Below are 25,902 nucleotides of genomic sequence, written 5' to 3' on the forward strand. Positions count from 1 at the left end.
AAAAGCCTCGAAATTTTCGAGGCTTTTTTATTTCTGCCAACAATAACAAAACGTCAAAACGCAACTAAAGCGCTCATCCACCCAACTCAGTCAACCATTAGCTTCTGCCAGATTGCAGCAACATTCTCACGCTGTTGCGGATAACAACTATTCGGCACCATCGCCTTCTCGTTCTGCAGTGAAAGACGATGATATTTGGAGCGATACACTTGATAAGCTTCCATCAGAGCCTCAACCTGACCGGTCTCAAGTAACTGATGCTCAGCTACCTTTTCCAGAATCCGCATATTATCGCTAAATTCCGTCAGATCCGGATATTGATAGGCATGACCGAGTACCAGATACTGCATCATGAATTCAATATCAACGATTCCTCCGCGCCCCTGCTTCAGGTCAAACACCCCTTGATTCGACTTATCCAGAGAGTCTTGCATCTTCTGACGCATCTCCACTACTTCTTCACGCAACTTGGACAGCCGGCGCTCTCTGGCAATAAACGCCTGTTTAAAACCGTTAAAACTCTGCACCGCTTCATCACTACCGGCCACCGCCCGCACCCGGACCAGAGCCTGATGCTCCCAGGTCCAGGCTTTATTCTCGATATAGTTACAGAATTCGTCAAAACTGACCACCATCATGCCTGAAGCGCCATTCGGACGCAGACGGGTATCCAACTCATAAAGCACCCCTGCCGGCATCAGCGTGGTAATCAGCGAGACTACCTTCTGGCCCATGCGTACAAAATACAGGGAGTTATCCAGTGAGCGACCGGTCGGCGAAACCGACTGCGCACCGGGCTCAACGCCATGATAAAGCATCACAACATCCAGATCGGAGCCATAGCCAAGCTCGATTCCGCCCAGTTTTCCGTAACCCAAAACCAGCATCGGATTCGGATCCGACTCATTCAAACCACCAGGCAGCCCGCTCTTATGCTTCATTAGGCGCCAGGCAAATTCGACCGTGACCTTAAGCACCGCTTCGGCAATCCAAGTCAAATAGTCACTGACTTTCATAATATGTACATTGCCGGTCACATCCGCAGCGGCAACCTTGAACACCTGAGCATGTCGCCACTGACGTAAATCCTGCATAAAGCGCTCTTCATCCAGATCGCACTGCTCCATCAACATCCAGGCTTCTTTCAATAGCGATTCGGCATCCAGCGGCGCATAAAGACTGCGCTCATCGATCAGCTGATCCAGCAACGCCGGATACTTGACCAGCATATCGCTTAACCAAGCACTGACATGACACAACTGCAACAGATTTTTAAGCGCCTGAGGGTTCTCTTTCAACAACACCAGATAAACACTGCGGCGTGCGATCGCCTCAATGACCGCCAGAGCACGCCCAAGTGCCACCTCGTCATATTCAGGCTTCAGTGCCTCATGCAACAGCAGCGGCATGACTACATCCAAACGATCCCGGCCATCCTTACTCAACATCTGCAAAGTTCTGGAACTTTTCAACCCCTTAAGCAGAGCGAGCACCTCCGCTCTACGCTCATCGGACAATTCAAACTCGGTAAGCAAATCAGAATCATCCAGATCGCCCTGCCAAAGCTGATCCATCGAATCACGCTCGCCGATCACATCCTGCTCGGCAAACACCTGGGAAAACTGATCCTGAACAAACTGACGATGATCACTCAAGACATCAATAAAGCGCTCGTAGGAGGCAAACCCCATCGATTCAGCCAAAGACTGCTGCTGCTCCGGATTCTGAGGCAAATCATGCGTCTGCAGGTCGTTCCACATCTGCAAACGATTCTCAGCCCGGCGTAAAAAGCGGTACGCCTGACGCAGTTTTTCGGCGACTTCCGCATCCAAAAAACCACGCTCTTCCAACAACGCAAGCATCGGTAGAAGCTGACGCCCCTGCAGAGCACGATCGCGGCCACCATGCACCAATTGAAACGCCTGGACAATAAACTCCACCTCGCGAATACCGCCAGGACCGAGTTTGATATTATCCAGCATCCCCTTCTTATTGACCTGATCGCGAATCATACGCTTAAGATCGCGCAAAGAATCCATGGCGGTGAAATCGACGTAACGGCGATAGACAAACGGGCGCAAAACTTCAAACAACTCAGCGGCCTGCTCGGACTCTCCGGCCATTACTCGCGCCTTAACCAAAGCGTAACGCTCCCAGGCACGCCCGTGAACTTCGTAATAATGCTCCAAGGCTGAAAAACTAACCGCCAGAGTACCTGCATCACCAAAAGGACGAAGGCGCATATCCACACGATAAACAAAGCCATCACCGGTCACTTCAACCAATGACTTGTTCATCGCCTGACCGAGACGCACAAAAAATTCCTCATTCGAGACTTTTCGTGCACCGTTAGTCTGCCCGCGCTCCGGATAAGCAAAAATCAAATCGATATCGGATGAGAAATTCAACTCTTGACCACCGAGTTTGCCCATACCGATTACCAGCATCTTCTGCGGCTCGCCGGATTCGTCCCCGATCGGCACACCATAACGTTCAGACAATTTGGCATAGTGCCAATCCAAGGCCGCATTTACCAAAGCATCCGCCAAATCCGATACTTCACGCATTGACTCCTCAAGATCCGCCAAACCACCTAAATCGCGAATAGCAATACGAGCCATTATCTGATTACGCTCTAGCCGTAGACGCTGTTTCAACGTCGCCTCGTCGCCACTGGACACAACGTGTTCATACACCTGGCGATACAAAGCGCCCTGCTCCAAGGCTTTTTCCCACGGCCGCACTTCCAACAGCTCCGGATAGCGACGCAAATTTCGCTCGACAAACGGGCTCCACTTTTGAACCTGCGCTAAATCATATTTCATTCAACTTCACCTTTGATTCCGGCTGTTCCTTGATTACTCTGGCTCCCCATTTTAAAGCCAGACATTTTATAGATATAGAATTGTGTTTGACGCCGGTCATCTAATGACCATATTTCACTCGGCTCCACTCCTGGAACTGCAAAGCTGTTACTGACAAAAACCGCTTCGTCCGGCAATTCGCGAAGCAACTTTTCCCACAGGCGCGACATAGGCTGAGGAGAGAGAAACGCGTACACAAGATCATACTCAGAGAGGTTCGTCTTCCAGATATCTTGCGCCAAAACGGTGCCTCCTGACAGAGCCACCCGCAACTTAGCTAAAAGCACCGAAAGCAGTGCTGTCTCTACACCATCAGAAATCTTAATCTCCGGCTGTTTAGACATAAAAGCGACATTTGCGCCGAAACCGCATCCCAAATCGATAAAGCGCGTACTCTCGGCCTCCTTAGCCAACAGAGCCAGGGCTCGTCGCGCAGTTTCATTGCTTAAGTACAAGGGAACACTTTCCGTGAAAGCATTTTTGAACAGCAGCCAGACCATCAGCGCCAGAAGTAAGCCAAACAATGGATTGATACCGCTTGATACAGCAAGATAAAGCAGATAAGGGAACAGCAATTGAATCCAGCCCCACCAGCGCGGCAACCCTAACAAGCGGCTAAAAAGTACGGCCAAAACCGCTTGTACGGTAAGAAGTATCCAATCGCCATAGGGCGGCTTAATGAAATACGTTGCCGCTAATACCGCCAAAGCCAAAAACCCCAACGCCAACAACTGAGCGACAAAAGCAAGAAAAATCCTCGGCACCCTGTTAAACCAATGCAACAAACTTTCCCTCTGCACCAAACAAAAACACCCCTTTTGCACCAATTACAAACACAATTGCACCATACAAAAACAATTCACCGGCATAAAATCGGACGATTTTCGAAAAAAAACCCAAAAAACGAATTATCTAATTGATATGAAAGGAATTTTTAAAACTATGGCACGTTAAATGTTTATTGAAATTCGAACTTTACATTCAAATACATCAGAGAGGTTAGTATGAAACTGGTTGTTGCAATTATCAAACCTTTTAAACTCGATGACGTACGTGAAGCCCTACACAACATTGATGTTCATGGGATGACCGTTACCGAGTCTAAAGGTTTTGGCCGCCAAAAAGGCCACACCGAAATCTATCGCGGCGCCGAGTATGCGATTGAATTCTTACCAAAGCTACGCGTTGAAATCGCGGTCGCAGATGATCAGGTCGAAGGCGTGATCGAAGCGGTAAGTGAATCAGCTAAAACCGGGAAAATCGGCGACGGAAAAATTTTCGTTATGCCACTTGAACAGGCGATCCGTATCCGTACTGAAGAATCCGGCGATATTGCACTGTAAAAGATAGGGGAAAAACAATGGAACAAGTATTACAACTCAGTTATGCCCTCGACACATTTTATTTCTTGATGTCTGGGGCACTCGTTATGTGGATGGCAGCTGGTTTTGCCATGCTGGAAGCCGGTATGGTCCGCGCCAAAAACACAACGGAAATTCTCGCTAAAAACGTCGGGCTTTTTGCTATCGCCTGTATTATGTATATGCTAGTTGGTTACAACATCATGTACCCTGGTGAAGCAGTATCAAGCTTCTTCCCTGGCATCAGCTTCCTTCTAGGTGGTGACAATGCCGTTGCAGATGTTATTGCCGGTGGCGATGACGCTCCTTACTACTCAGGTATGTCTGACTTCTTCTTCCAGGTCGTTTTCGTTGCGACTGCAATGTCAGTAGTCTCTGGTGCGGTTGCTGAGCGTATGAAACTGATGGCGTTTTTCACTTTCGCAATCGTTTTCACTGCATTCATCTACCCTATGCAAGGTTTCTGGAAATGGGGCGGCGGTTTCCTTGACGGTCTAGGATTCCTTGACTTCGCAGGTTCTGGTGTTGTTCACATGGCTGGTGCTTCTGCAGCTCTAGCAGGTGTTATTCTTCTAGGTGCCCGTAAAGGTAAATACTCTGCTGAAGGCGAGTCTCGCGCTATCCCTGGTGCAAACCTACCTCTTGCAACTCTAGGTACGTTCATCCTTTGGTTGGGCTGGTTCGGTTTCAACGGCGGTTCAGAGCTTAAAATCTCTAACGTTGACGAAGCGAACGCTGTTGCAATGATCTTTGTTAACACGCTAATGGCTGCTGCCGGTGGTGTTATCGGTGCCCTAGTAATGTCTAAGATCAAATTCGGTAAAGCGGATCTGACTATGATGCTGAACGGTGCCCTTGCAGGTCTGGTTGCAATCACAGCTGAACCTTTGACACCTAGTGCTCTATCTGCAACTCTAATCGGTTTCGCAGGCGGTATCATCGTAGTATTCTCAATCCTGATCGTTGACCGTACTTTCAAAATCGATGATCCAGTTGGTGCGATCTCAGTTCACGGTGTTGTCGGTATCTTCGGTCTGATCGCGGTAACCTTCACTAACTCTGACGCTTCACTTGTTGCTCAGCTTACAGGTATCGCAGTGATCTTTGCATGGGTATTCATCACAAGCTTGATCGTCTGGGCGATTATCAAAGCGGTCATGGGCATCCGTATCTCTGAAGAAGACGAGTACGAAGGTGCAGACCAATCAGAATGTGGTATGGAAGCTTATCCAGAATTCACTAAGTAATTCGAAAGCTTGCCACTAAAAGAACCTTACCAAACTCCTCGGTAACGTTTCACCCCGCTTAGGCGGGGTTTTTTTATGCCTGATATAAGCAGGCTTTTTTGATAAAGGACAACTTAAACACAGTTTGCCCCATCAATACTCAGGCTTCCGCAATGGTTACGGGTAAAATCTAAATTGCCAGAACCAACCAGGAACCTGCAATGAACCGAAAGCTATCCACCCTCCTAATTACGACACTGCTCACGCTGCCAATCGCCTTCCCGGTAAATGCCGAAGAACAGGAGGCTCTCAGTTACTCACCTAAATATAAACAGTTCGATGCACCGGAAGAAAAAATTCCAAAGTATTTTTCGATGGAAAAAAATGTGGTGAACTTTCGCGGAGAAGGCAAAGCGAAATTCCTTGCCGTAGACCTGAAATTCATGTCTTATTATCCGCAACTGGTGGAAATCGAGATGGAGCACCTGCGACCGATTTTAAAGAATGATGTAGATCGCGTTCTTCGAAATCAGACTTACAGCGATTTGAAAACGCCCGACGGCCCGGATCAACTGCGCGAAGAGCTGTTGAACACAGCCCGTTCGATCCTGGAAAAACACAATCTGTACCCGGGGCTGCTCGAAGACGTCTATCTGGAACGCTTTGTAATGCAATAATGCACAACAAGGTCCTGACAAAAGTTTTGTCCGCTAACGGCCGAGATTGCGCATTTTATAAAGAAAGCTCAGCCAGCGTTCTTTCAACGTTGGCTTTTTCTCTACCAGGTGTCCGTACACCATCAGAACAGGCGTTTCGCTTGGATTGTACAACGGGTGTCGATACCAGTTGATCAACTCTTCATACTCCATTCCGCTGTCGTGTGCGACCAGCTGCCAAGGGATAACGTCATCCGAACCGATCGGCTTCAGTTCACCGGGCAAAACCTGAAGTGGCATTTTACGATCTATGACCACTGTTTTTGTTTTGCCGGACTCCATCCAGATGCGCACAACCTCCCCCTGTTCCAGCAAGGAGCCATACGCAAGAAACTGATATTTGGCTTGCAGGTTACTGACCGGATCATCCACAATCGGAGGCCCTTCCGGAAACTTAAACTGACAGTAACCTCCTGAACAACAAGACATTTTACCCGGGCTCCTATTCGATAATTTCTTTAATATGACCGCCAAAAAGCGTAAACTTAATATATAAGGAATTCAGTTTTGCGGAGATCATATCATGGCTATTAACGGTTACAACGTCTTAAATATACCGTCATACGCGTTGAATAATGAAATCAGCCGTACCAATCAATCCATGACCAGCGGATCGCAAATCAATCAATCGGCAGACAATGCCAGCGGTCAGGCGATTGTTACCGCACTCAACACGCAGATTACCACTCAGGATATAGCTGGCCGTAACACTCTGGACGGCATGTCTCTTTTGCAGACAGCGGACGGAGCCAGCGCAACGATTGCCGAACGCTTGCAACGCATGACCGAACTGACGGTACAGGCTTTGAACGGTACCATGAGCGTTTCGCAAAGAAGCATGCTTGATCAGGAATTTCAGCAAAACCTAGCCGGCATTAACGAAATCGCGCAAAACACCAGTTTTAACCAGCAAAATTTGCTGAACGGCGGCACCAGTTCCATTGAGATAGCCATGGGCGATACTAGCACAAGCCTGAATCTTCCCGATTTAACGACGAACGGTTTAGGACTGTCCGGACTGTCCATCGACAACCCGGCCAACGCCTCGACTGTACTCGACGGTTTGGGCAGTGCAATGGAATCCCTTAGCTTGACTCGAAGCGGATTCGGCGCCCAGCAACAGGGGTTAATGACGGCTTACAATAACCTCCAGACACAAAACGAAAACGCTCAAGCAGCGCGAAGCCGAATTAACGACACCAACATGGCTCAGGCTTCAACCGATCAGGCCAGACAAAACATGCTACTGGATGCGCGCATCACCATGCAGGCGCAAAGCAACCAGCAACAAGCTTCCGTTCTGCAACTACTGAACAGCTAAACTCACTGCCTCTCTCCTTTGGCAGATAATTAAAGCGGCGCAAGCCGCTTTATTTTTGCTGCAAACAATCACCCCATTCAAGAAACAACAAACAACGATTTACTGACTTAGCTATGACAAGCCTATGCTGGATTGCTATAATCTCACGATTATTTTTCACAATATTTTAATGAGTTGATTAAGAGTTCCATGGATAAGCATTTCGACCCTAACGCAATTGAAACCAAGTGGTATCAGACTTGGGAAAACCAAGGTTATTTCAAACCGAGCTACCAGGATTCCGCAGATCCGTACTGCATCATGATTCCTCCGCCGAACGTCACCGGTTCTCTGCATATGGGGCACGCTTTCCAAGACACCATTATGGATACCTTAATCCGCTTTAACCGTATGCGCGGCAAAAACACGCTATGGCAACCGGGGACAGACCATGCCGGTATCGCAACGCAAATGGTTGTTGAACGCCGCCTGGCCGCCGAAGGCTTAAGCCGTCATGACGTCGGCCGAGAAAAGTTCATTGAAAAAATCTGGGAATGGAAAGAAGAATCCGGCGGCACGATTACCAAACAGCTTCGCCGCATGGGTGCTTCTCCAGACTGGAGCCGAGAGCGTTTCACTATGGATGACGGTCTCTCCGAGGCGGTTAAAGAAGTTTTCGTTCGCCTATACGAAGAAGACCTGATCTATCGCGGTAAGCGATTAGTTAACTGGGATCCAGTTCTGCACACCGCAGTTTCCGACCTCGAAGTTATCTCGGAAGAAGAACAAGGGAACCTGTGGCACTTTAACTACCCACTGACCGACGGTTCAGGTCACCTGACTGTTGCCACTACTCGTCCGGAAACCATGCTCGGAGACCAGGCCGTTGCGGTTCACCCGGAAGATGAACGTTATAAAGATCTTGTTGGTAAAACCATCACTCTGCCACTGGTTGGCCGTGAAATTCCGATTATCGCCGACGATTACGTCGATATGGAATTCGGAACCGGTTGCGTGAAAATCACCCCCGCCCACGATTTCAATGACTACGAAATGGGGAAACGCCATAATCTGCCGATGCTGAACATCCTAACCGTAGATGCTGCGATCAACGACGAAGCGCCGGAAAAATATCGCGGCATGGATCGCTTTGAAGCGCGTAAAACCATCGTTGCCGACTTGGACGAACTTGGACTGCTGGACAGCATAAAGCCACACACGCTAATGGTACCGCGCGGCGACCGTTCGCACTCGGTTATCGAGCCATTCCTGACCGACCAATGGTATGTAGCGGTTGAATCCCTAGCCAAGCCGGCAATCGACGCAGTCAAAAACGGCGATATCGAGTTTGTGCCAAAGAACTGGGAAAACACCTATTTTGAATGGATGAACAATATCCAGGACTGGTGTATCTCGCGCCAAATCTGGTGGGGACACCGCATCCCGGCCTGGTACGACGCCGACGGCAAGGTTTATGTTGGCCGCACCGAAAACGAAGTGCGTGAAAAATACAACATCTCAGCCGATATTGAACTAAAACAGGATGACGATGTTCTGGATACCTGGTTCTCATCAGCACTCTGGACTTTCTCGACACTGGGCTGGCCGGAAAAAACACCTGAACTGGAAACTTTCCACCCGACTTCGGTACTGGTTACCGGTTTCGACATCATCTTCTTCTGGGTAGCCCGTATGATTATGATGGGTCTGAAATTCACCGGTCAGGTTCCATTCAAACAGGTTTATGTACACGGTCTGGTACGTGACGGCGAAGGTCAGAAAATGTCTAAGTCGAAAGGTAACGTACTGGACCCTATCGACCTGATCGACGGTATCGATCTTGAATCACTGGTCAGCAAACGCACCTACGGCATGATGCAACCGGAGAAAGCAGCGAAAATCGAAAAAGCGACCCGTCGCCAGTTCCCGGACGGCATCGAGCCTTACGGAACCGATGCCATCCGCTTCACTTTCGCATCTCTGGCATCAACCGGTCGCGACATCCGTTTTGACTTGCAGCGTGCCGAAGGTTACCGCAACTTCTGTAACAAGCTGTGGAACGCGACCCGTTACGTGCTGATGAACACCGAAGGTTTCGATACCGGCGTTGACGAATCTCAGCCTTGCGAACTCTCACTAGCAGACCGTTGGATTACATCTCGTCTGCAACAGGTAGAAGCGGAAGTTCAGAAGCACTTCGACAGCTACCGTTTTGACTTGGCGGCAAACGCGCTATACGAATTCACCTGGAACGAATACTGCGACTGGTATCTGGAGCTAGCGAAGCCGATTCTCAACAAAGACTCTTCAGCCGAAGCGAAACGCGGCACGCGTAAAACGCTGGTTCGCGTACTGGAAGCCCTGCTGCGTCTGATGCATCCGGTTATGCCGTTTATTACAGAAGAAGCCTGGCAGGCGGTCGCCCCTCTAGCAGGTAAAGACGGTAATACCATTATGACCCAGCCATACCCAGAAGCGGACGAGAGCAAGATCGACAAAGCCGCAATGGCCGAGTTGGAATGGGTAAAACAATTCATTGTCGGTGTACGTAAAATCCGCTCCGAAATGGATATCGCACCAAGCAAGCCGCTACCGGTGTTACTTGCCGGTTTGAACGCGCAAGACCAAAGCTGGTTAAACAATAACCAGTTGTTCTTGCAAACCCTGGCAAAACTTGAAAACATCACGGTTCTGGACAATGAGGCCGAAGCACCGGAATCCGCGGTTGCACTGGTTGGCGAAATGAAGGTATTAATCCCAATGGCCGGCTTGATCGACAAGGATGCCGAACTGGCACGCCTTGACAAAGAGATCAAGAAACTGCAAGGTGAGATCAAACGTCTAAGCGGCAAATTAAATAACGAAAGTTTTGTCGCTAAAGCGCCAGAAGCGGTCGTTGCCAAAGAACGTGAAAAATTGGCCGATAGTGAAACCGCCCTAACCAATCTAGAGGGACAGTATGAAAAAATCTCTAAACTCTAATTCCGTCTTTTCCCGCGCCAAGCCGCTTGCCTTGGCAACACTATTGGGTGCATCGTTTTTGCTGGGCACACACAGTACTCCTGTTCAGGCGGCGGTAAGTGGCTACACCAATTATGTCACCGATTCGATTGATGTTCCGGTTCGTCGCGGTGCGGGTTACAAATACAAGATCTCGCAAATGCTGAAGTCCGGTACGCCGGTTAAGATCCTTGAAGTCAATAACGATGGCTGGGCCAATATCCAGTACAGCAAAGGGTCGAAAACCCATACCGGCTGGATGCCTTCGAGTATGCTTCAAAACCAGCCGATTGCCAAAATCCGACTGCAGGAGCAGATTGAAAAGACCAATAAAGTCGAAGAGAAATTCAATACATTAACTTTGGAACTGAACACGCTAAAAGAGCGTTTTGAAGCGGCCAGTGATGAACTGAGCACAATCAAACAGGAAAAGTTCGAACAAAGCCAGGAACTGGAACACCTTAAATCTATTTCCAGCAACGCCGTTGCGATGGATGAAGAAAATAAGGCGATGAAAGTTCGACTGAATGAGATCGAAAGCCAGAATGCCATTATGCGTGAACAGATCGATCAGTCAGAAGATGCGATTAAACGCCAATGGTTCCTGACCGGTGGCGGAGTTCTCCTACTCGGCTTGCTGCTTGGCCGCTTCTTCCGAATGCCGACTAAACGCAAACGCTGGGGCGAAATCTAAGGTTAACCCCCTTATCTTAAGGCATAAAAAAATCCCGCCATGGCGGGATTTTTTATTTACAACATATATGAAAACGAATGTTTTCCGATCGTTTTATGCTGCTGGCTCTTCAGGAGCTGGGTCAGCAGGTACCTCCAAAGAAACACCTGTCGTTATTTCTCCCTCAAAAACTTCTACAGGCTCCACAGCTCGATAATCATTAGTATCAGTGGTCGTCACCTCACCTGTCTCGGCATTTGTTGTTGTTTCAGAGATCACACAATTAAAAGCAACACTATAACTTCCTGCCGGAAGATAGCCTACTTCAAATTCATAAGCACTGCTATCCGAGTTATAACTAATTAAAGAAGAGCTAACTTCTTCAATACCTTCAAGCTCTAGTAAATCATAAGTGCCATTAAAAGCATAAACCACCGGCGATGCCACATAAGTGGTGTCTCCAGTATTCTCTGGAGCAATACACTCACTCATTAAAGTTGCTCCAACAGTTCCTTCTATATGGCCAATTGAATTATCCTGTTCGATACGCAAAACCGGTTTAAGCTTATATTCGCCATTTCCCTGAGCAACGATTGATTTACGCACATCAAAGTCAATTGTAAAAGCCACATGACCATTTTCTGGAACACTCAGGCTATCTTCAGCAACAATCTTCAAACCTGTTTGCTCAAAACTAGGTCCTGCAAGCACATGAGGTACACCATCATTTGTGACGATATACGTATCATAATCAGCTGGATCTTCCTTTGGATCATCCAGTACTACATCCAAGCGAATCTGCGTATATTCACCAGATGGCAGGGGCTCCTCGCTAAGCAGACTTTCTTTCTGAACTCCTTGCAATGTAAGTAGATCAATCTTTTTGGGAACATCAAATACAAAATCTTCCCATTCATCATCTCCTTGCTGAACAGAAAGACCAGTAATGGTAATCCAAACCTCTTTAGCACTATCAATTGGAGCATCTGTAAGGCTAAACGATACAGTTCCTGAACCAGAGCTTGAATCTCCTCCTCCGCAACCCGTCAGCATCATTGCTGGCAGAAGACTGGCAAGCAGTAGTTTTTTCGCCGTTTTAATATGAGATAAATTTGTCATTGTTTTCCTCCTCGGCCTTTTTTAGGCACTGTACTTATGGGCAAGTTAATTTTTTTAACTGGCTTTTAAAAAGAATAACAAATCCTTTGTTACCCTCGATAGAGTAAATATTAGTTATTCTTACATTATACCCCTGCTAAAACTCAGTCTATTATCTCAACTCAATAACCGCAATACGCAGCACTCCCCCTAAAAACAAAAAAGCACCTGAAATCAGGTGCTTAAATAGTCTACGGATAAGAATCTTAAAGAATTCTTTTATTTATCGTAGATCTCCTTGAGCAACTCTTTGGCCGGAACATACCCTGGGATCAGCCTGCCATCATCCAGAAGAATGTTCGGGGTTCCGTTCACTTGAAAGAACTGAGCCAGTTGCATATGCTGCTTAATCGGATTATCACACTGCTTCTCAGCCACTTTCTGCCCCTTCATCACCTGATCCAGAGCCTCCAGAGGCGTATCTGCACACCAGGCGGAAACGGCATCGGTATAGGATTGCGAAGCAACACCTGCTCGAGGATAAGCGAGATAACGGACGGTCACACCGGCCTTATTCAATTCCGGCACTTCCAGATGCAATTTTCGGCAGTAAGGACAGTGAATATCGGTGAATACGGTAATGGTTGACTTGCGCTGCGCCTTTTCGTCACCAGGATAAATCCACATTGACGCTTCAGGAATTTCCGCCAAAGCCTCGGTTCTCTGCTGCATACTGACCTGTCGCGTCAGGTTCACCTTATTTTTCAAATCAATCAGATCGCCTTGCACTAGAAATTGGCCGTCTTCACTCATATAAACGACATCCACCCCCAAAATCACCTGATAAAGCCCTTTAACGCCGGTCGGCTGGATATCAAAATGATCCAACCCGGGAATCATCGTCTGCAGCTGTTTCTGGATAGCCGAGAAATCATGTGTTTGAGTCGGCTGAGCGGCCGGCGGCTGAGCATAAGCTGAAACCATTACAGAGCTAAAAATAAGCCCACCCAAAAGTTTTTTCGCAAAATTCACTGTGTTGCTTCCCTGAGGTTGATAAATTCACTTGGGCCGACCCAAAGAGAGCGCCCTAAAAAGTGCACATCAATATACCACGCTCAAATCAATTTTTAAGTCAAAGAGTCGCTCAAAACCTTTGAAAACCGTTAAATTATTAGGGAGTTATCAGGAATAATATCGCCATGCTACGAATCGTTTTAACTTTAACCCTCTCTTTGATGCTGATCGCCTGTCAACAAAGCTCAAATACACCGGCTCCCAACGAGAAACCTGAACTTCTCATCTACAGCGGTATCACTATGGTTCGCCCGCTGCAACAGCTTGCGACCGAATTCGAAAAGCAAAAAGGCGTTAAAATCACGATCATTCAAGGTGCTTCCGGTTTTATTCTCAAAACTCTGAAAAACCAGCAGATCGGGGATATCTACTTCCCAGGCTCGACCATCTTCCGCTCCAAACCCGAGAACCAGCAAATATTCGATCGCTATGTACTGGTCGGCTATAACCGTTTGGCATTAATCGTCCCCAAGGGCAACCCAAAACACTTGAACTCGGACTTAAACCAGCTAACCGACCCGGAACTCTCGATTGTGCTTTCTTCGCCCGGCAGCAGCTCTGTTGGCAAAGCGACTGAGGCACTGTTGAATCAATTAAAATTAAAAGATCGTGTTTTCGAAAATGTCACCTATTTCACTACCGACTCGCACCGCCTTTTCAAATCGATTCAAAACGGCGACGCTGATTTAGCCGTAAACTGGTTCGCCACCACCAAATGGCCGGAAACAGAGTCTTACATGGATGCCATTCCGATTGATCAGGCGCTCGCCCCTAAACGCTCACTGGAGTTAATCCTGCTTAAATATTCGAAAGATAAAGCGCTTGCATTGGAATTCATGACCTACGCCAGTTCTAAACATGGTCTGGAAACCTTTGCCCAATACGGTTTCCTGAACGAAGAGGAACTCAAAATGCTGTCAGCCTCCCCGCAGCAGATCAAAGTATTGGAGCCAAATAAATGACGACCCGTATCACCGAAAAAAAACCATCCATCGTCACCCGAACCGGCATCAATCTATTTCTTTTGCTGATCATTTTTATCCTTGGGCTAGGGGCTCAGGCCATCTTGAATTTCAGCATTACCAACTATACCAACGAACTGGATAAAAAAATCCGTAATGCCGAAGTCGAAAACAATCTCGGCCTGGAAGTTATTTTGGAAATCTACAAGATCGAAGCCAGCTTCTTCCAAGTAACCGCTTTCCCGAATAAACACCTGCGAAAAATTATCGAACATGAAATAGAAGAGAGTCAGGAAGAGATTACCCATGTCTTGCAAGTATTGAACCAAGGCGGAACCTATAAACACAATCTCGACTTGAACTTGCCGAATACCGAAGAACAATTCGAGATCATGTTCTACAAGCCGATAACTGCCGATCAATTTTCGTTTGCCGAGGCCGACGTCCTTCCCAAGCTTGGACTCATTACACATAAAATAAAAGAGCTTAATCAGCTGCTCAAACAAATCGACCGGTATCGCCTAACTCAAGACCCCCGCCTGGGAAAAAGCATCTCGACACTGAAACTTGAGGTTAAGCTGTTTGAACCGATTTTCCACCGCCTCAAAGAAGACGCCAATCAGATCTTCTACACCCACCGCCTGAACTTTACCCAGATCCGCAAAGAAGTTGAAGAGCAAAAACGTTTCTACAAAAGCCTGCAGATATTCCTGACCCTGTTCTTACTGATTGCAGGGTTATATGCTTTCTGGCGCCTGAGTCGAAACATCCATCGCACATCGCAGGAAATCGAAAAAACGCATGACTACACACGAGACATCCTGAACTCCCAAGACAACATTATTATTGTTAACGATGGGGAAAAAATCATTGATGTCAGCGGCGGATTCTTTAAATTCTTCTACGAATACCCTGATCTCGATGCATTTTCCGCAGACTACAACTGCGTCTGCGATCTCTTTGTCAAAGAAGAAGGTCTGGTCTATAAATTCGAAGATAAAAGCTGGATCGAATATGTCGTCGAAAACCCGAATAAAACGCATAAGGCCAAACTGCGTTATCACGGCACTGAGCATATTTATAAAATCTACGGACAAAAATCCAAAAAATATCAGCGCTATATCATCTCGCTACTGGACATTACCGAATTTGAAAAGATTAACCGCGATCTTCAGGAACAGAAAAATCGTGCGCTCGAAGCAACCCGCTCTAAAGGCGAATTCCTGGCCAACATGTCACACGAAATTCGTACACCGCTGAATGCGATTCTCGGATTCATTGACCTGCTCAAAGAAAAACCGCTGGACCCGGAAGGAAAGAAATACCTTGAAACGGTCACGCAATCGAGCCATACCCTGCTTGGCATTATCAATGACATTCTCGATTTGACCAAAATTGAAAGCGGTAAACTGGATATCGACATCAGCGAGTTTTCACCGAAAGACGAGTTAACCGGTGTTGCCGATCTGTTTAGAGCGCGTTGCAGCGAGAAAAACATCAATTTCGTCACCCATTTTGCGGAAAACCTCCCAGGCGGAATTAAGTCCGACGCTCTGCGCATTAAGCAAGTAATCTCAAACCTGCTGTCAAATGCGGTCAAATTTACCGATCCCGGAAAAACCATCACTCTCGATATCAGCTACAACCCTGGCTGGTTGCGTATTTCAGTCGAGGATGAAGGTATCGGCATGACACGGGAAGCGCAGGAAAAAATCTTCGAGGCGTTCTCTCAGGCGGAAACCTCGACAACCCGAAAATATGGTGGTACGGGACTTGGCCTGACCATCAGCTCACGCCTGATTAAAATGCTGGGCGGAAGTCTCAAGGTGACTTCTCGTCTTGGAGAAGGAAGTAAATTCTATTTCAGCATTCCGGTTCAAGCGGTAGAACTCACTCAAAAAACTCAGGCACCTGCCGAAGGGAAAGAACTTGTCCGTTACAGCGGTGATATTCTTCTGGTTGAAGACAATAAAACCAACCAGATGCTGATGGTTGCGATTCTCAAGAAATTCGGTTTAAGCTGCCTGATCGCCAACGATGGCTTGGAAGCCTTGGAACAAGCTAAGAACCGACGTTTTGATCTGATCCTGATGGATGAAAACATGCCGAATCTGAACGGTATCGAAGCCACCAGACAGATCCGCGAACACGAAAAACAGAGCGGAGCGCACAGGCAACACATTGTGGCGCTGACGGCAAACGCCATGACCGGTGACCGGGAACGCTTTATCGAAGCGGGCATGGACGAATACCTGACCAAGCCGGTGAACATCGGCGAACTGACCAAGGTATTCGAGAAGTTTTTGCCTAAAAAATAGTCGCCGTCATCACCCTCGTGGGTGATGCTGCTGATGCAGGCTTTGCAATCGCTGTTTGGCAACATGCGTATAAATCTGCGTGGTCGACAGATCGCTGTGTCCGAGCAAAAGCTGAACACTGCGCAGATCGGCGCCGTGATTGATCAGATGGGTTGCAAAAGCATGCCTTAAGCCGTGCGGCGAAAGTTTATTGAAGATCCCGACCGATTCCGCCAGCTTGCGCACCCGATGCCAAAGCGTCTGACGCGTCATTGGACGACCGAGGCGGGAAACAAACAGCGTTGACGCTCTTTTCTTTCCGACCAGTTCACTACGCGCGCCCTGCAAATAGCGTTGCAACCATTCCGAAGCCACTTCGCCGATTGGCACAATGCGCTCCTTGGCTCCTTTACCGGTCACCTGAACCACCCCGGCGGATAAATTAAGCTGCTCGAACGGCAGACCGACAACTTCGGAGACCCGCAGTCCCGATGCATACATCAGTTCCAGAATGGCACGATCGCGAATCCCCAGCGCCGTAGTCAAATCCGGTGCCTCAAGCAGCGCCTCAATCTGCACTTCGCTCAATACTTTGGGGATCTTACGTTCGGCTTTCGGTGCCTTAAGCTGCTGAACAGGATTATTTTCAATCGGGTACTGCTGATTGGCCCACTGATAGAAGCGTTTGATACTGCTTAACATACGCGCATTCGAACTCGCTTTTCGCTTTGCCATCAGTTGTAATACAAAATCCTGAAGACTTTCGGAGCTCAGTGTTTCCCAAGGCTGACGGCTTTCCAGTAACCAGTCACGGAATTTCTGCAGGTCTGTTCGATAAGCCGCAACCGTATTGGTGCTCAAGCCCTGATTAAATTGCAGATATTCCAAAAACTCCAACAGCGGCATTGCGGCGGACATAAATCACTCCGAATTCAACTCTTGAGCCAAAGTATAGCGGAAAGCGTTTGTTAAAAAACAGTGGGCAATAAAAAAACCCCGCCAGAAAATCTGACGGGGTTTTTCTTAAAGAAAAGGTTTTCAGCCCACGCGGGGCGGAAATTATACTTTTTCTTTGATACGAGCCGCTTTACCGGATAGGTTACGCAGATAGTAAAGTTTCGCACGACGAACATCACCGCGACGCTTAACAGTAATACTGTCAACTAGCGGGCTGAAAGTCTGGAAAGTACGCTCAACGCCTACACCGTGAGAGATTTTACGAACGATGAAGTTAGAGTTGATACCACGGTTTTTCTTCGCGATAACAACACCTTCATACGCCTGTAGACGTTCGTTTTTACCTTCAACAACTTTAACTTGAACAACAACAGTGTCACCTGGCGCGAAAGCCGGGATTTCTTTAGTCATTTGTTCTGCTTCAATCTTTTTAATGATATCGCTCATTTTAAGCTTCTCCATTAGTGGCTCTTTATCTATAGCGAGCCTCAGGGGTTTTGCCCCTGTGAACTTTATCCAACAATACACGCGACAAGGCGTCAGAGGTTGAATCCTAATTGTAGACTCCGGTATCGGAGTGTGACCTACTCGCCGTCCTGATATCGGGCCAGTAGATCCGGGCGTCGCTGCTCAGTGCGCAGTAACTTTTGTTGGTGACGCCAAGCGTCGATTTTGGCGTGATTCCCCTGCAACAGAACCTCCGGTACGCGCATTCCATTAACCTCTTCAGGCCGTGTGTAATGCGGACAGTCCAGAAGACCGTCGGAAAAAGAGTCCTGCTCTGCCGACTGATCATGCCCCAAGGCACCCGGCAGCAAGCGAATCAAGGAGTCCATCAGCATCATAGCCGGTAGCTCCCCGCCACTGACGACAAAATCGCCAATACAAATTTCTTCATCCACCTCGGTTTGCAGCAGTCGCTCGTCAATGCCTTCATATCGACCGCAAAGAAGCGTGATCGAATCCAGCTGTGCGAGCTGCGCCACCTTCTCTTGAGTCAGCGGCTGCCCCTGCGGGGAAAGGTAGATCACATGAGGTTTTGTTGTCTGTGCCTGACGAATCGCATCAACGCTGTCTTTAAGCGGCTGATACATCATCACCATGCCAGGTCCGCCGCCATAAGGACGGTCATCGACCGTTTTATGACGATCATGGGTAAACTCACGGGGATTCCAGGTATTCAGGCTGTATAACTGCTTTTGCAAAGCCCGGCGGCTAACGCCGGACTCCGTCAAAGCCCCGAACATTTCCGGAAAGAGGGTGATGACATCAAATCTCACTCGTTCTCTTCCGCCTGCCAATCCACCTTGATCCGTTTGCCCTGGACGTCGATCTCTATAATGAACTCATCCATTACAAACGGAATCAGTTCCTCAGTCTCGCCCTTGACACGCAAAACATCATGCGCACCGGTTTCGATCAAATCGGCCACTTCGCCGAGGTTGACACCCTGCAGGTTTTCCACCTGGCAACCGATCAGATCGATCCAGTAAAATTCGTTCTCACCCTGTTTCAGTTGTGCGCGATCGATTGCGATCTCGCACCCCATATATTCACGCGCTAAATCGCGATCACCGATGAGATCAAGTTTGGCAACCAGGGCTTTACCGCCCTGCTGCCCTTTGAAGTCTTCAACTTTGACTTCCAACCACTCGCCTTTGTGTTTAATCCACCAAGGCGAATAGCTAAAAATATTTTCGCGGGGTTCGGTATCGGAGAAAATCTTCACCCATCCATGAACCCCGAAAACGCCGTTAATCTGGCCGACAGGCAAAAGATTTTCCGGTAATTCCGCCATAAAACTTTCCTGTTAGCCAAAGAATCAATTAAGCGTTTTTAAGGATGCTCTTAACGCGGTCGCTCATTTGCGCACCTTCAGCAACCCAGTGGTCAACACGCGCCTGATCAACACGTAGTTTTTCTTCTTGACCACGCGCGATAGGGTTGTAGAAACCTACCTGCTCAATGAAACGGCCGGTCGCGCTGAAACGCTGATCAGCAACAACTAGCTTGTAAAAAGGACGCTTTTTAGAACCACCACGGGCCAAACGAATAACTACCATAACATTTTCCTTTATGTTGTCAGGCGATGAGAGGAAACCCTCTCAACAATTTCTTCTAGTTTAAAACTATCTGTATGCCCGTTTTCGGCAAGCCAAAAACAGGAAAGCCGCGATTATAATGAAACCGCGGCCTATTATCAAGCCTTTCTTAGAGTAAAAGGCATTTTATTTATACTGCAAAAACAAATGCTTAGATGAGTATCAATGCATTCCCGGCGGCATCCCGCCCCCCATTCCCGGAGGAAGCTTACCGGCCAGACCGCGCATCATGTTTTTCATGCCGCCGCCTTTCATCTTCTTCATCATTTTCTGCATCTGCGTAAACTGCTTAAGCAATTTGTTGACGTCCTGCACGGAAGTACCGGAACCGGTCGCTATACGACGCTTGCGCGAGCCTTTGATAACAGCTGGGAAACGTCGTTCCTGCGGTGTCATAGAATGGATAATCGCCGCCAAACGACGGAATTCTTTTTCCGCCATGTCATTATCGACCTGACCTTTAAGCTGCCCCATACCCGGCAACTTACCGAGCATACCGCCGATACCGCCCATTTTATTAATCTGTTGCAGCTGTTCCAGAAAGTCCTCCAAGTCAAACTGACCGGACTTCTGAATTTTCTGAGCAAATTTTTCCGCCTTTTTCTTATCGATTTTGCTTTCGGCTTCTTCGATCAGGCTCAGTACATCGCCCATGCCGAGAATTCGGCCGGCCATACGCTCCGGATGGAACGGCTCCAGTGCATCGGTCTTCTCACCGGCACCCAGGAATTTGATCGGCTTTCCGGTGATTTCGCGGATTGATAGCGCCGCACCGCCGCGGGCATCACCATCTGTCTTGGTTAGAATAACCCCGGTAAGCGGCAACGCATCGTTAAACGCTTTAGCGGTATTGGCCGCATCTTGACCGGTCATGGCATCGACAACAAACAGCGTTTCCGCCGGCGTGATCGAGTCATGTAGACGTTTGATCTCACCCATCATATCTTCATCGATATGCAGACGACCCGCGGTATCCAGAATCAACACGTCGGCAAACTTCTTACGCGCCTCGGCATGAGCATTGCGCGCAATCTCGACAGGATCCTGATCGGCCGTAGACGGGAAGAAATCTACCCCGACTTGCTCAGCCAGAGTCTCAAGCTGTTTGATCGCAGCAGGACGGTAAACGTCAGCTGACACCACCATGACCTTTTTCTTTTCCCGTTCGGTCAACCATTTGGCCAGTTTCCCGACCGACGTGGTTTTACCCGCCCCCTGCAGACCGGCCATCATAATGACCGCCGGCGGCTCCACATTAAAGTTAAGCGGGCTCGCCTCTTCACCCATGACCGTCGTCAGTTCGTCCTTAACGATCTTGATAAACGCCTGCCCCGGATTCAGGCTGGTGGAAACTTCCTGCCCGACGGCGCGCTCCTGCACTTTGGTGATAAATGATTTAACAACCGGCAGCGCGACATCGGCTTCAAGCAGTGCTCGACGCACATCTCGCAAGGCATCTTTAATATTCGATTCGGTTAGACGCCCCTGACCTTTCAGGGTTTTTAATGTTCGGTTTAAGCGATCGGATAAATTATCAAACATCTCTTTCTCCACTTTGCGCAAAGGCCTTAGTACTCACACCCGACAAGGCGATGCTTTACGCTCTAGCGCTCTTCTATTCAAAAATTAATTCCGCTATTATAAACAATTCATTCACTAATTTATGTACCGATCAGAACAAGCGGTGCAGATTTCGTTCACAAGACAACACGTTCGGACGCGCAATAAAGCCAGGCCGGGCAATTTTCAGCAAAGGACATCTATGATACTCAGTGGATTCAGCGCACTTATCGCTAGCATTCTTTATTTGTTTGTTAGTCTGTTGATCTGGCGAAAAATCCGGTTTGTTGAAAAAGTCGATCCCGGCTACCAGCGTAAGCACATTCTGCTTTCCGCCTCTCTAGCCGCTGTTCTGCATCTGTTCTCGCTAAGCCAGACTTTATGGCAGGGTTACTTCGTCTTTAATTTTGCCAACGCGCTTTCCATGATCACGCTACTGGCGACAATGATTTTGCTCTACCTTAACCGCAAGATGGTCGTTGAAACTCTGGGAATTTTCGTCTTTCCTCTGGCGGCCCTGAGCACCCTTCTTCCGATCGGATTTAATGAACACACTCGTCTGCCGCTCGAACTCGGCAGCCACGTACTGATCTCAATCGCGGCCTACAGTACGCTCGGCATCGCGACAGCTCAGGCGATCTTGTATTCAATTCAGGAAAAACGATTCCGCAAGAAGCAGCTTTCTAACCTGATGCGCGCACTGCCGCCGTTACAGGAAATGGAGAACCTGATGCTGAAACTGCTTCTCATCGGTTTCACCATGCTCAGTTTTGCGCTCTTAAGCGGCATCTTCTTCGTTGAAGACCTGTTCGCCCAGCACCTGATTCACAAAACCTTTTTCGCCATCCTGTCCTGGCTGGTCTACGGCTGGTTCATTGTCGGCCATTACCGCTATGGATGGCGTGGTCAGAAAGCAGTTCGTTATGTAATCTGGGCTTATCTTCTCCTGATTGTAAGCTTTATCGGTACCGAACTGATTCTGCACGCCCTGTACGACTAAGATAGCGCCATACCACAGTTCAGTGCCGACATCCTGGAAAAGAGGAAACTCTTTTCCCAAAGTCTTTTTATAAGCCGAATAAAAAAGTATAATTGAACTCCGATTCATAACCTGTTTGAAAGACTTTGAACTCACTTGATGTCTCAATCCTGTTTGGGATTCTTATACTGCTGATTATTCTCTCGGCCCTGTTTTCCAGCTCAGAAACCAGCATGATGGCGTTGAACCGCTATCGCTTGAAGCACAAGGTCAAATCCGGCCATAAAGGTGCCATTCTTGCGCAACGTCTGCTGGAAAAGCCTGACCGTCTTCTGGGCGTGATTCTGCTTGGAAACAATTTCGTCAATATTTTCGCCTCCTCGATCGCAACCATTATCGCCATGAAGCTGATCGGAGAAGCAGGCATCGCTCTGGCCGCCGGTCTGCTGACGCTGGTCATTCTGGTCTTCGCCGAAGTCGCACCGAAAACCGTTGCCGCCCTTTATCCGGAAAAAATCGCCTATCCGGCAGCCTATGTCCTAACGCCATTGCTGAAACTTCTGTCACCGCTGGTCTGGTTGGTGAACTTTTTCGCCAACGGTTTTTTACGCAGCCTCGGGATCAAGGTAAAACACCATGACGACGACCACGCTCTGACCCATGAAGAATTACAGACATTGATCAACGAAGCGACCAGCCAGCTGCCGGCGCACTATCGATCCATGCTCAGCAGTGTCCTGCAACTGGAGAGCGTTACGGTTGAAGACGTGATGATTCCTAAACAGGATGTGTATGCAATCGATGTTGATCAGCCGATCGAAGAGATTCTAAAAGACCTGCAAAAATCGCCTTACACCCGAGTACCCATCTATCGCGGCTCTCTCGACGAAGACCTGATCGGCATTCTTAACCTGCGCCGAGCACTGCCGGTACTGATGCGCGGAGACGTCACCCTAAAAGATCTGATCAAAATCAGTCGCCAGGCATATTTCATCCCGGAAACCACCTCCTTAAGCGTGCAACTGGGCAAATTCAATCAGAAAAAACGCCGTATGGCGCTGATTGTTGATGAATACGGCGACCTGCAAGGACTACTGACCGTCGAAGATCTTCTTGAAGAGATCGTCGGTAAACTGTCCACCGACGCCAAAGCCAAACCGAACAGCGATACAGTGGAAATGAACGAAGACGGTAGTATGGCAATCGATGCTTCGGAATTTATCCGTGACCTTAACAAGGATTATGAACTGGATCTTCCGACCGACGGGCCGAAAACCATTAACGGCCTGATTCAGGAAACCATGGAATCGATTCCTCCGGTCGGCACCTGTATCAAGGTGGACGACTATGTGTTCGAGGTCACGAAAATTTCCCAAAACGCGATTGAGACGGTCAAGCTCTCTTTCTATACCAATCAGAGAACAAGACACAGTACCCATGACTAAACACCCATTCAACGCCGCGGAAGAGTGGCAGAAGCTTAAAAACGGTATCCGTCAGCTGGCCAAACAAGAAATCTTGCCACGCTTCGAAAAAGTCGGATTTGAAGAAAAACAAGACGGGTCGCTTCTGACCGAAGCGGATCTCGAGATGCAGAAAGCAACACAAAGTTTTCTGCTTCAAAACTGGCCGCAGTTCGCCTTTCTTGGCGAAGAGATGTCGCAACAGCAACAGGAAGACGCATTAAAGAGCACCCAGGGTTGCTGGATTCTGGATCCGATCGACGGCACCAGCAACTTTGCCAGCGGCATTCCAGTTTACGCCGTCTCACTGGCACTGATGATCGAAGGCCGACTGGTCGCCGGTCTGGTTTATGATCCGGATCGTGACGAAATGTTTGCCGCCCGCCACACACTCGGTGCTGAACTGAACGATAAACCGCTTATTGCCAAAACAGCTAAAACCAAACTGAAGCAGACCAGCGGGATTATCGACTTCAAACGCCTGACACCGGAACTGGCGTGCCGGATTATTCATGACAATCCATACTCGTCACAGCGCAGCTTCGGCTCGGTCGCTCTAGACTGGTGCTGGATCGCTGCCGGGCGCGGCCATATCTATCTGCACGGCGCGCAGAATATCTGGGATTACGCAGCCGGCTATCTGATCCTGCACGAAGCCGGTGGTCAAAGCTGCACCCTGGACGGTGAAGACGTATTGCTTCCTAAAGTGCAAAAACGCGCTGCCGTCGCCGCAACCACACCGGAACTTTTCCAGCAGTGGCATGACTACCTGCAGATATAAGCGCTTCTGAAATTCTTCTAAAAAAACAAAACCCCGGCATCAACCGGGGTTTTGTCTATTCCGTTAAAGCGAATGTTCGAATCAGAAATTCCACACCAGCTGTGCACTCAAAATGTCGACAGCGGAATCATAATAGCCGCGCAAATCATATGACCCGAGCGAAGTCGTGACGTTGTAATCGACATCCGAACGATTGGCAAACAGATGACTGTAGCCGACATCCAGATTCATCCGCTTATTAAGCTGGTAACCCAAACCGACAGAGACCCATTTACGATTGGAATCCGGCGTGCGCGGTGAACGGCTGTACTTATCCGGCACCGGGGTATAGTCGATTGCCAGCCCCCCTCTTAATTTCAGCTGTCGGTTAAATTGATGAATCATCCCGACGGCATAACGCATACTGTCTTCAAAATTCTGATTGGACTCCGAACTCGAACCGTCCTCTAGCTCGATTATCAACTCGTCATAGCCGGACCAGCCGGTCCAGGTTGCACTCGCCAATAACCGAGTGTGCTCTGAGAGGCGGTAGTTCATCGCCAGACTGGCAGATGCCGGCAAAACAACATTAGAGGACGCATCCATATCATACAAAACACCCCCCAATGCGGCATTGATATCGGAATAATCAATCTTTCCTTCTACATCATGCTGCATTTTTGAGCGATAGGAAAAACCGATATCCAAGTCCTCATCCGCTTGATAGAGCAACCCGAGATTATAACCAAACGCCCAGCTGTTACCGCTGACCTTGGCATTTCCATCGCTATCGCCAATAAAAGACTGATCGACTTTCTGCTCTAAAATCACATCCACATATTGGGCATTCAGACCAAAACCGAAACTCAGCTGATCATTCACCTTCCCTGCGATTGCCGGATTAAGATTCAAAGTCTTCAGATCGGTTTCCGTTGCATGATAGCGACCGACCCAGTCTTCGTCATAAGAGATGTGCTGGCCGAAAGGGACATTGACGCCAAAACCAACGTCATAGGCCCCCAAACGGCTTTTCCAATAGACATTAGGAACAAAACCGACTGTAGCGCCATTATCGCCTTCGCCGCCAATCGGCGTGGCACCGTTTTTGACGGATGCCTGCTCGGTAAAATCCGCCTTAGGCGAAATAACATGACCACCGATAATGAGTTGATCGCCTTCGAAACGCGTCAGGCCGGCCGGATTAAACCACATAATACTGGCATCCTCGGCATTGGCCGCAGCCCCCGCATAGGACAATCCCTGTCCGCTTGCGCTCTGCTCGATCAATGCAAATCCAGACGCCATTGCCGATACCGGGGCAAGCCCCATTGCAACCAACAACGCTCTACTCGAAAAAACGTTCATACTCACTCCTCAGATCAATTCACAGAGCCATTCGTTTCGACAAGTCATCGTTACGACAGCACCTGCATTCAAATTACCGATTGCCGTTTATTCCATCTGTTACGGCTATTCTTCGTTTTTTAAAAATCGATTTTTCTGTCTGCAT

Annotated in this window: 23 protein-coding genes; 11 read left to right on the plus strand and 12 right to left on the minus strand. The window is 48.4% G+C overall.

The genetic code is table 11. The features are described from left to right. Nucleotides 1-86: 86 nt before the first annotated feature. Both glnE and HQN79_RS09070 read right to left on the minus strand, forming a co-directional pair. A complete protein-coding gene (gene glnE, locus HQN79_RS09065; protein WP_173285784.1) occupies nucleotides 87-2,825 on the minus strand; it encodes a bifunctional [glutamate--ammonia ligase]-adenylyl-L-tyrosine phosphorylase/[glutamate--ammonia-ligase] adenylyltransferase in 2,739 nt (912 codons plus the stop codon). Next, complete coding sequence (locus HQN79_RS09070) at nucleotides 2,822-3,646, minus strand: class I SAM-dependent methyltransferase (RefSeq protein ID WP_173285785.1); 825 nt, start codon at nucleotides 3,644-3,646, stop codon at nucleotides 2,822-2,824. Before HQN79_RS09070 ends, glnE begins: the two co-directional genes overlap by 4 nt. 222 nt (nucleotides 3,647-3,868) lie before the next feature. Here HQN79_RS09070 and HQN79_RS09075 point away from each other — a divergent pair, with 222 nt between their 5' ends. From HQN79_RS09075 to HQN79_RS09085, 3 genes are all read left to right on the plus strand, one after another. Further along, nucleotides 3,869-4,207: a P-II family nitrogen regulator gene (locus HQN79_RS09075; RefSeq protein ID WP_173285786.1), complete on the plus strand. Its 339-nt coding sequence runs from the start codon at nucleotides 3,869-3,871 to the stop codon at nucleotides 4,205-4,207. A gap of 17 nt (nucleotides 4,208-4,224) precedes the next feature. Next, nucleotides 4,225-5,472 carry an ammonium transporter gene (locus tag HQN79_RS09080; RefSeq protein ID WP_173285787.1) on the plus strand — a complete coding sequence of 416 codons (1,248 nt, stop codon included), beginning with the start codon at nucleotides 4,225-4,227 and terminating at the stop codon, nucleotides 5,470-5,472. Nucleotides 5,473-5,672: 200 nt separating this feature from the next. Continuing rightward, on the plus strand, nucleotides 5,673-6,128 hold the full coding sequence (locus HQN79_RS09085) for a flagellar basal body-associated FliL family protein (protein ID WP_173285788.1): 456 nt from the start codon (nucleotides 5,673-5,675) through the stop codon (nucleotides 6,126-6,128). A gap of 33 nt (nucleotides 6,129-6,161) precedes the next feature. On the opposite strand, the gene HQN79_RS09090 is transcribed toward HQN79_RS09085, so the two are convergent. Further along, nucleotides 6,162-6,596: a hypothetical protein gene (locus HQN79_RS09090; protein ID WP_173285789.1), complete on the minus strand. Its 435-nt coding sequence runs from the start codon at nucleotides 6,594-6,596 to the stop codon at nucleotides 6,162-6,164. Between the two features lie 94 nt (nucleotides 6,597-6,690). Between HQN79_RS09090 and HQN79_RS09095 the strand changes: the two genes are divergently transcribed. The 3 genes from HQN79_RS09095 (at nucleotide 6,691) to HQN79_RS09105 (ending at nucleotide 11,161) form a co-directional block, all read left to right on the plus strand. Continuing rightward, nucleotides 6,691-7,488, plus strand: a complete 798-nt coding sequence (locus tag HQN79_RS09095) for a flagellin N-terminal helical domain-containing protein (protein WP_173285790.1) — start codon at nucleotides 6,691-6,693, stop codon at nucleotides 7,486-7,488. A gap of 189 nt (nucleotides 7,489-7,677) precedes the next feature. Beyond that, entirely contained in the window at nucleotides 7,678-10,449 is a 2,772-nt protein-coding gene (locus tag HQN79_RS09100; protein WP_173285791.1) for a valine--tRNA ligase, read from the plus strand. Beyond that, nucleotides 10,427-11,161, plus strand: a complete 735-nt coding sequence (locus tag HQN79_RS09105; protein WP_173285792.1) for a TIGR04211 family SH3 domain-containing protein — start codon at nucleotides 10,427-10,429, stop codon at nucleotides 11,159-11,161. The genes HQN79_RS09100 and HQN79_RS09105 overlap by 23 nt, the downstream gene beginning before the upstream one ends. Before the next feature lie 93 nt (nucleotides 11,162-11,254). Here HQN79_RS09105 and HQN79_RS09110 read toward each other — a convergent pair whose 3' ends face one another. Together HQN79_RS09110 and HQN79_RS09115 are read right to left on the minus strand one after the other, a co-directional pair. After that, nucleotides 11,255-12,259: a DUF4382 domain-containing protein gene (locus HQN79_RS09110; protein ID WP_173285793.1), complete on the minus strand. Its 1,005-nt coding sequence runs from the start codon at nucleotides 12,257-12,259 to the stop codon at nucleotides 11,255-11,257. A gap of 258 nt (nucleotides 12,260-12,517) precedes the next feature. Next, nucleotides 12,518-13,270, minus strand: a complete 753-nt coding sequence (locus tag HQN79_RS09115) for a DsbC family protein (protein WP_238843348.1) — start codon at nucleotides 13,268-13,270, stop codon at nucleotides 12,518-12,520. 167 nt (nucleotides 13,271-13,437) lie between these two features. On the opposite strand from HQN79_RS09115, the gene HQN79_RS09120 reads away from it, so the two are divergent. Both HQN79_RS09120 and HQN79_RS09125 read left to right on the plus strand, forming a co-directional pair. After that, nucleotides 13,438-14,274, plus strand: coding sequence for a substrate-binding domain-containing protein (locus HQN79_RS09120; RefSeq protein ID WP_173285794.1), 837 nt, complete (start codon nucleotides 13,438-13,440; stop codon nucleotides 14,272-14,274). Beyond that, nucleotides 14,271-16,592, plus strand: coding sequence for a hybrid sensor histidine kinase/response regulator (locus tag HQN79_RS09125; protein WP_173285795.1), 2,322 nt, complete (start codon nucleotides 14,271-14,273; stop codon nucleotides 16,590-16,592). The genes HQN79_RS09120 and HQN79_RS09125 overlap by 4 nt, the downstream gene beginning before the upstream one ends. Before the next feature lie 9 nt (nucleotides 16,593-16,601). Here the strand turns inward: HQN79_RS09125 and xerD are convergent, their stop codons facing one another. From xerD to ffh, 6 genes are all read right to left on the minus strand, one after another. After that, nucleotides 16,602-17,489 carry a site-specific tyrosine recombinase XerD gene (gene xerD, locus HQN79_RS09130; protein WP_173285796.1) on the minus strand — a complete coding sequence of 296 codons (888 nt, stop codon included), beginning with the start codon at nucleotides 17,487-17,489 and terminating at the stop codon, nucleotides 16,602-16,604. Nucleotides 17,490-17,630: 141 nt separating this feature from the next. Beyond that, on the minus strand, nucleotides 17,631-17,975 hold the full coding sequence (gene rplS, locus HQN79_RS09135; RefSeq protein WP_173287060.1) for a 50S ribosomal protein L19: 345 nt from the start codon (nucleotides 17,973-17,975) through the stop codon (nucleotides 17,631-17,633). A 137-nt stretch (nucleotides 17,976-18,112) separates the two neighbouring features. Continuing rightward, nucleotides 18,113-18,808, minus strand: a complete 696-nt coding sequence (trmD, locus tag HQN79_RS09140) for a tRNA (guanosine(37)-N1)-methyltransferase TrmD (RefSeq protein ID WP_173285797.1) — start codon at nucleotides 18,806-18,808, stop codon at nucleotides 18,113-18,115. Beyond that, the gene (gene rimM / locus HQN79_RS09145) at nucleotides 18,805-19,326 is read right to left on the minus strand and encodes a ribosome maturation factor RimM (RefSeq protein WP_173285798.1); all 522 of its coding nucleotides are present in this window, start codon (nucleotides 19,324-19,326) and stop codon (nucleotides 18,805-18,807) included. Before rimM ends, trmD begins: the two co-directional genes overlap by 4 nt. A gap of 28 nt (nucleotides 19,327-19,354) precedes the next feature. Further along, nucleotides 19,355-19,591: a 30S ribosomal protein S16 gene (gene rpsP, locus HQN79_RS09150; RefSeq protein WP_173285799.1), complete on the minus strand. Its 237-nt coding sequence runs from the start codon at nucleotides 19,589-19,591 to the stop codon at nucleotides 19,355-19,357. A gap of 201 nt (nucleotides 19,592-19,792) precedes the next feature. Continuing rightward, the gene (gene ffh / locus HQN79_RS09155; RefSeq protein WP_173285800.1) at nucleotides 19,793-21,172 is read right to left on the minus strand and encodes a signal recognition particle protein; all 1,380 of its coding nucleotides are present in this window, start codon (nucleotides 21,170-21,172) and stop codon (nucleotides 19,793-19,795) included. 220 nt (nucleotides 21,173-21,392) lie between these two features. Here ffh and HQN79_RS09160 point away from each other — a divergent pair, with 220 nt between their 5' ends. The 3 genes from HQN79_RS09160 to HQN79_RS09170 all read left to right on the plus strand — a co-directional run bounded on the left by HQN79_RS09160 (nucleotide 21,393) and on the right by HQN79_RS09170 (nucleotide 24,413). Continuing rightward, complete coding sequence (locus HQN79_RS09160) at nucleotides 21,393-22,190, plus strand: cytochrome C assembly family protein (RefSeq protein WP_173285801.1); 798 nt, start codon at nucleotides 21,393-21,395, stop codon at nucleotides 22,188-22,190. A gap of 125 nt (nucleotides 22,191-22,315) precedes the next feature. Further along, a complete protein-coding gene (locus tag HQN79_RS09165) occupies nucleotides 22,316-23,614 on the plus strand; it encodes an HlyC/CorC family transporter (RefSeq protein ID WP_173285802.1) in 1,299 nt (432 codons plus the stop codon). Continuing rightward, nucleotides 23,607-24,413 carry an inositol monophosphatase family protein gene (locus tag HQN79_RS09170; protein ID WP_173285804.1) on the plus strand — a complete coding sequence of 269 codons (807 nt, stop codon included), beginning with the start codon at nucleotides 23,607-23,609 and terminating at the stop codon, nucleotides 24,411-24,413. Before HQN79_RS09165 ends, HQN79_RS09170 begins: the two co-directional genes overlap by 8 nt. 81 nt (nucleotides 24,414-24,494) lie before the next feature. Here HQN79_RS09170 and HQN79_RS09175 read toward each other — a convergent pair whose 3' ends face one another. Continuing rightward, a complete protein-coding gene (locus HQN79_RS09175; RefSeq protein WP_238843349.1) occupies nucleotides 24,495-25,757 on the minus strand; it encodes an OmpP1/FadL family transporter in 1,263 nt (420 codons plus the stop codon). Nucleotides 25,758-25,902 lie beyond the last annotated feature (145 nt).

The sequence above is a fragment of the Thiomicrorhabdus xiamenensis genome, assembly GCF_013282625.1.
In the GTDB taxonomy this organism is placed as follows: Bacteria; Pseudomonadota; Gammaproteobacteria; order Thiomicrospirales; family Thiomicrospiraceae; genus Thiomicrorhabdus; species Thiomicrorhabdus xiamenensis.

Excerpts from the sequence above, each read along its gene's own strand:
- glnE (WP_173285784.1), bottom strand. The coding sequence starts at position 2,825 with ATGAAATATGATTTAGCGCAGGTTCAAAAGTGGAGCCCGTTTGTCGAG.
- HQN79_RS09075 (WP_173285786.1), top strand. The coding sequence starts at position 3,869 with ATGAAACTGGTTGTTGCAATTATCAAACCTTTTAAACTCGATGACGTA.
- HQN79_RS09080 (WP_173285787.1), top strand. The coding sequence starts at position 4,225 with ATGGAACAAGTATTACAACTCAGTTATGCCCTCGACACATTTTATTTC.
- HQN79_RS09085 (WP_173285788.1), top strand. The coding sequence starts at position 5,673 with ATGAACCGAAAGCTATCCACCCTCCTAATTACGACACTGCTCACGCTG.
- HQN79_RS09090 (WP_173285789.1), bottom strand. The coding sequence starts at position 6,596 with ATGTCTTGTTGTTCAGGAGGTTACTGTCAGTTTAAGTTTCCGGAAGGG.
- HQN79_RS09095 (WP_173285790.1), top strand. The coding sequence starts at position 6,691 with ATGGCTATTAACGGTTACAACGTCTTAAATATACCGTCATACGCGTTG.
- HQN79_RS09100 (WP_173285791.1), top strand. The coding sequence starts at position 7,678 with ATGGATAAGCATTTCGACCCTAACGCAATTGAAACCAAGTGGTATCAG.
- HQN79_RS09105 (WP_173285792.1), top strand. The coding sequence starts at position 10,427 with ATGAAAAAATCTCTAAACTCTAATTCCGTCTTTTCCCGCGCCAAGCCG.
- HQN79_RS09110 (WP_173285793.1), bottom strand. The coding sequence starts at position 12,259 with ATGACAAATTTATCTCATATTAAAACGGCGAAAAAACTACTGCTTGCC.
- HQN79_RS09120 (WP_173285794.1), top strand. The coding sequence starts at position 13,438 with ATGCTACGAATCGTTTTAACTTTAACCCTCTCTTTGATGCTGATCGCC.
- HQN79_RS09125 (WP_173285795.1), top strand. The coding sequence starts at position 14,271 with ATGACGACCCGTATCACCGAAAAAAAACCATCCATCGTCACCCGAACC.
- xerD (WP_173285796.1), bottom strand. The coding sequence starts at position 17,489 with ATGTCCGCCGCAATGCCGCTGTTGGAGTTTTTGGAATATCTGCAATTT.
- rplS (WP_173287060.1), bottom strand. The coding sequence starts at position 17,975 with ATGAGCGATATCATTAAAAAGATTGAAGCAGAACAAATGACTAAAGAA.
- rimM (WP_173285798.1), bottom strand. The coding sequence starts at position 19,326 with ATGGCGGAATTACCGGAAAATCTTTTGCCTGTCGGCCAGATTAACGGC.
- rpsP (WP_173285799.1), bottom strand. The coding sequence starts at position 19,591 with ATGGTAGTTATTCGTTTGGCCCGTGGTGGTTCTAAAAAGCGTCCTTTT.
- ffh (WP_173285800.1), bottom strand. The coding sequence starts at position 21,172 with ATGTTTGATAATTTATCCGATCGCTTAAACCGAACATTAAAAACCCTG.
- HQN79_RS09160 (WP_173285801.1), top strand. The coding sequence starts at position 21,393 with ATGATACTCAGTGGATTCAGCGCACTTATCGCTAGCATTCTTTATTTG.
- HQN79_RS09170 (WP_173285804.1), top strand. The coding sequence starts at position 23,607 with ATGACTAAACACCCATTCAACGCCGCGGAAGAGTGGCAGAAGCTTAAA.
- HQN79_RS09175 (WP_238843349.1), bottom strand. The coding sequence starts at position 25,757 with ATGAACGTTTTTTCGAGTAGAGCGTTGTTGGTTGCAATGGGGCTTGCC.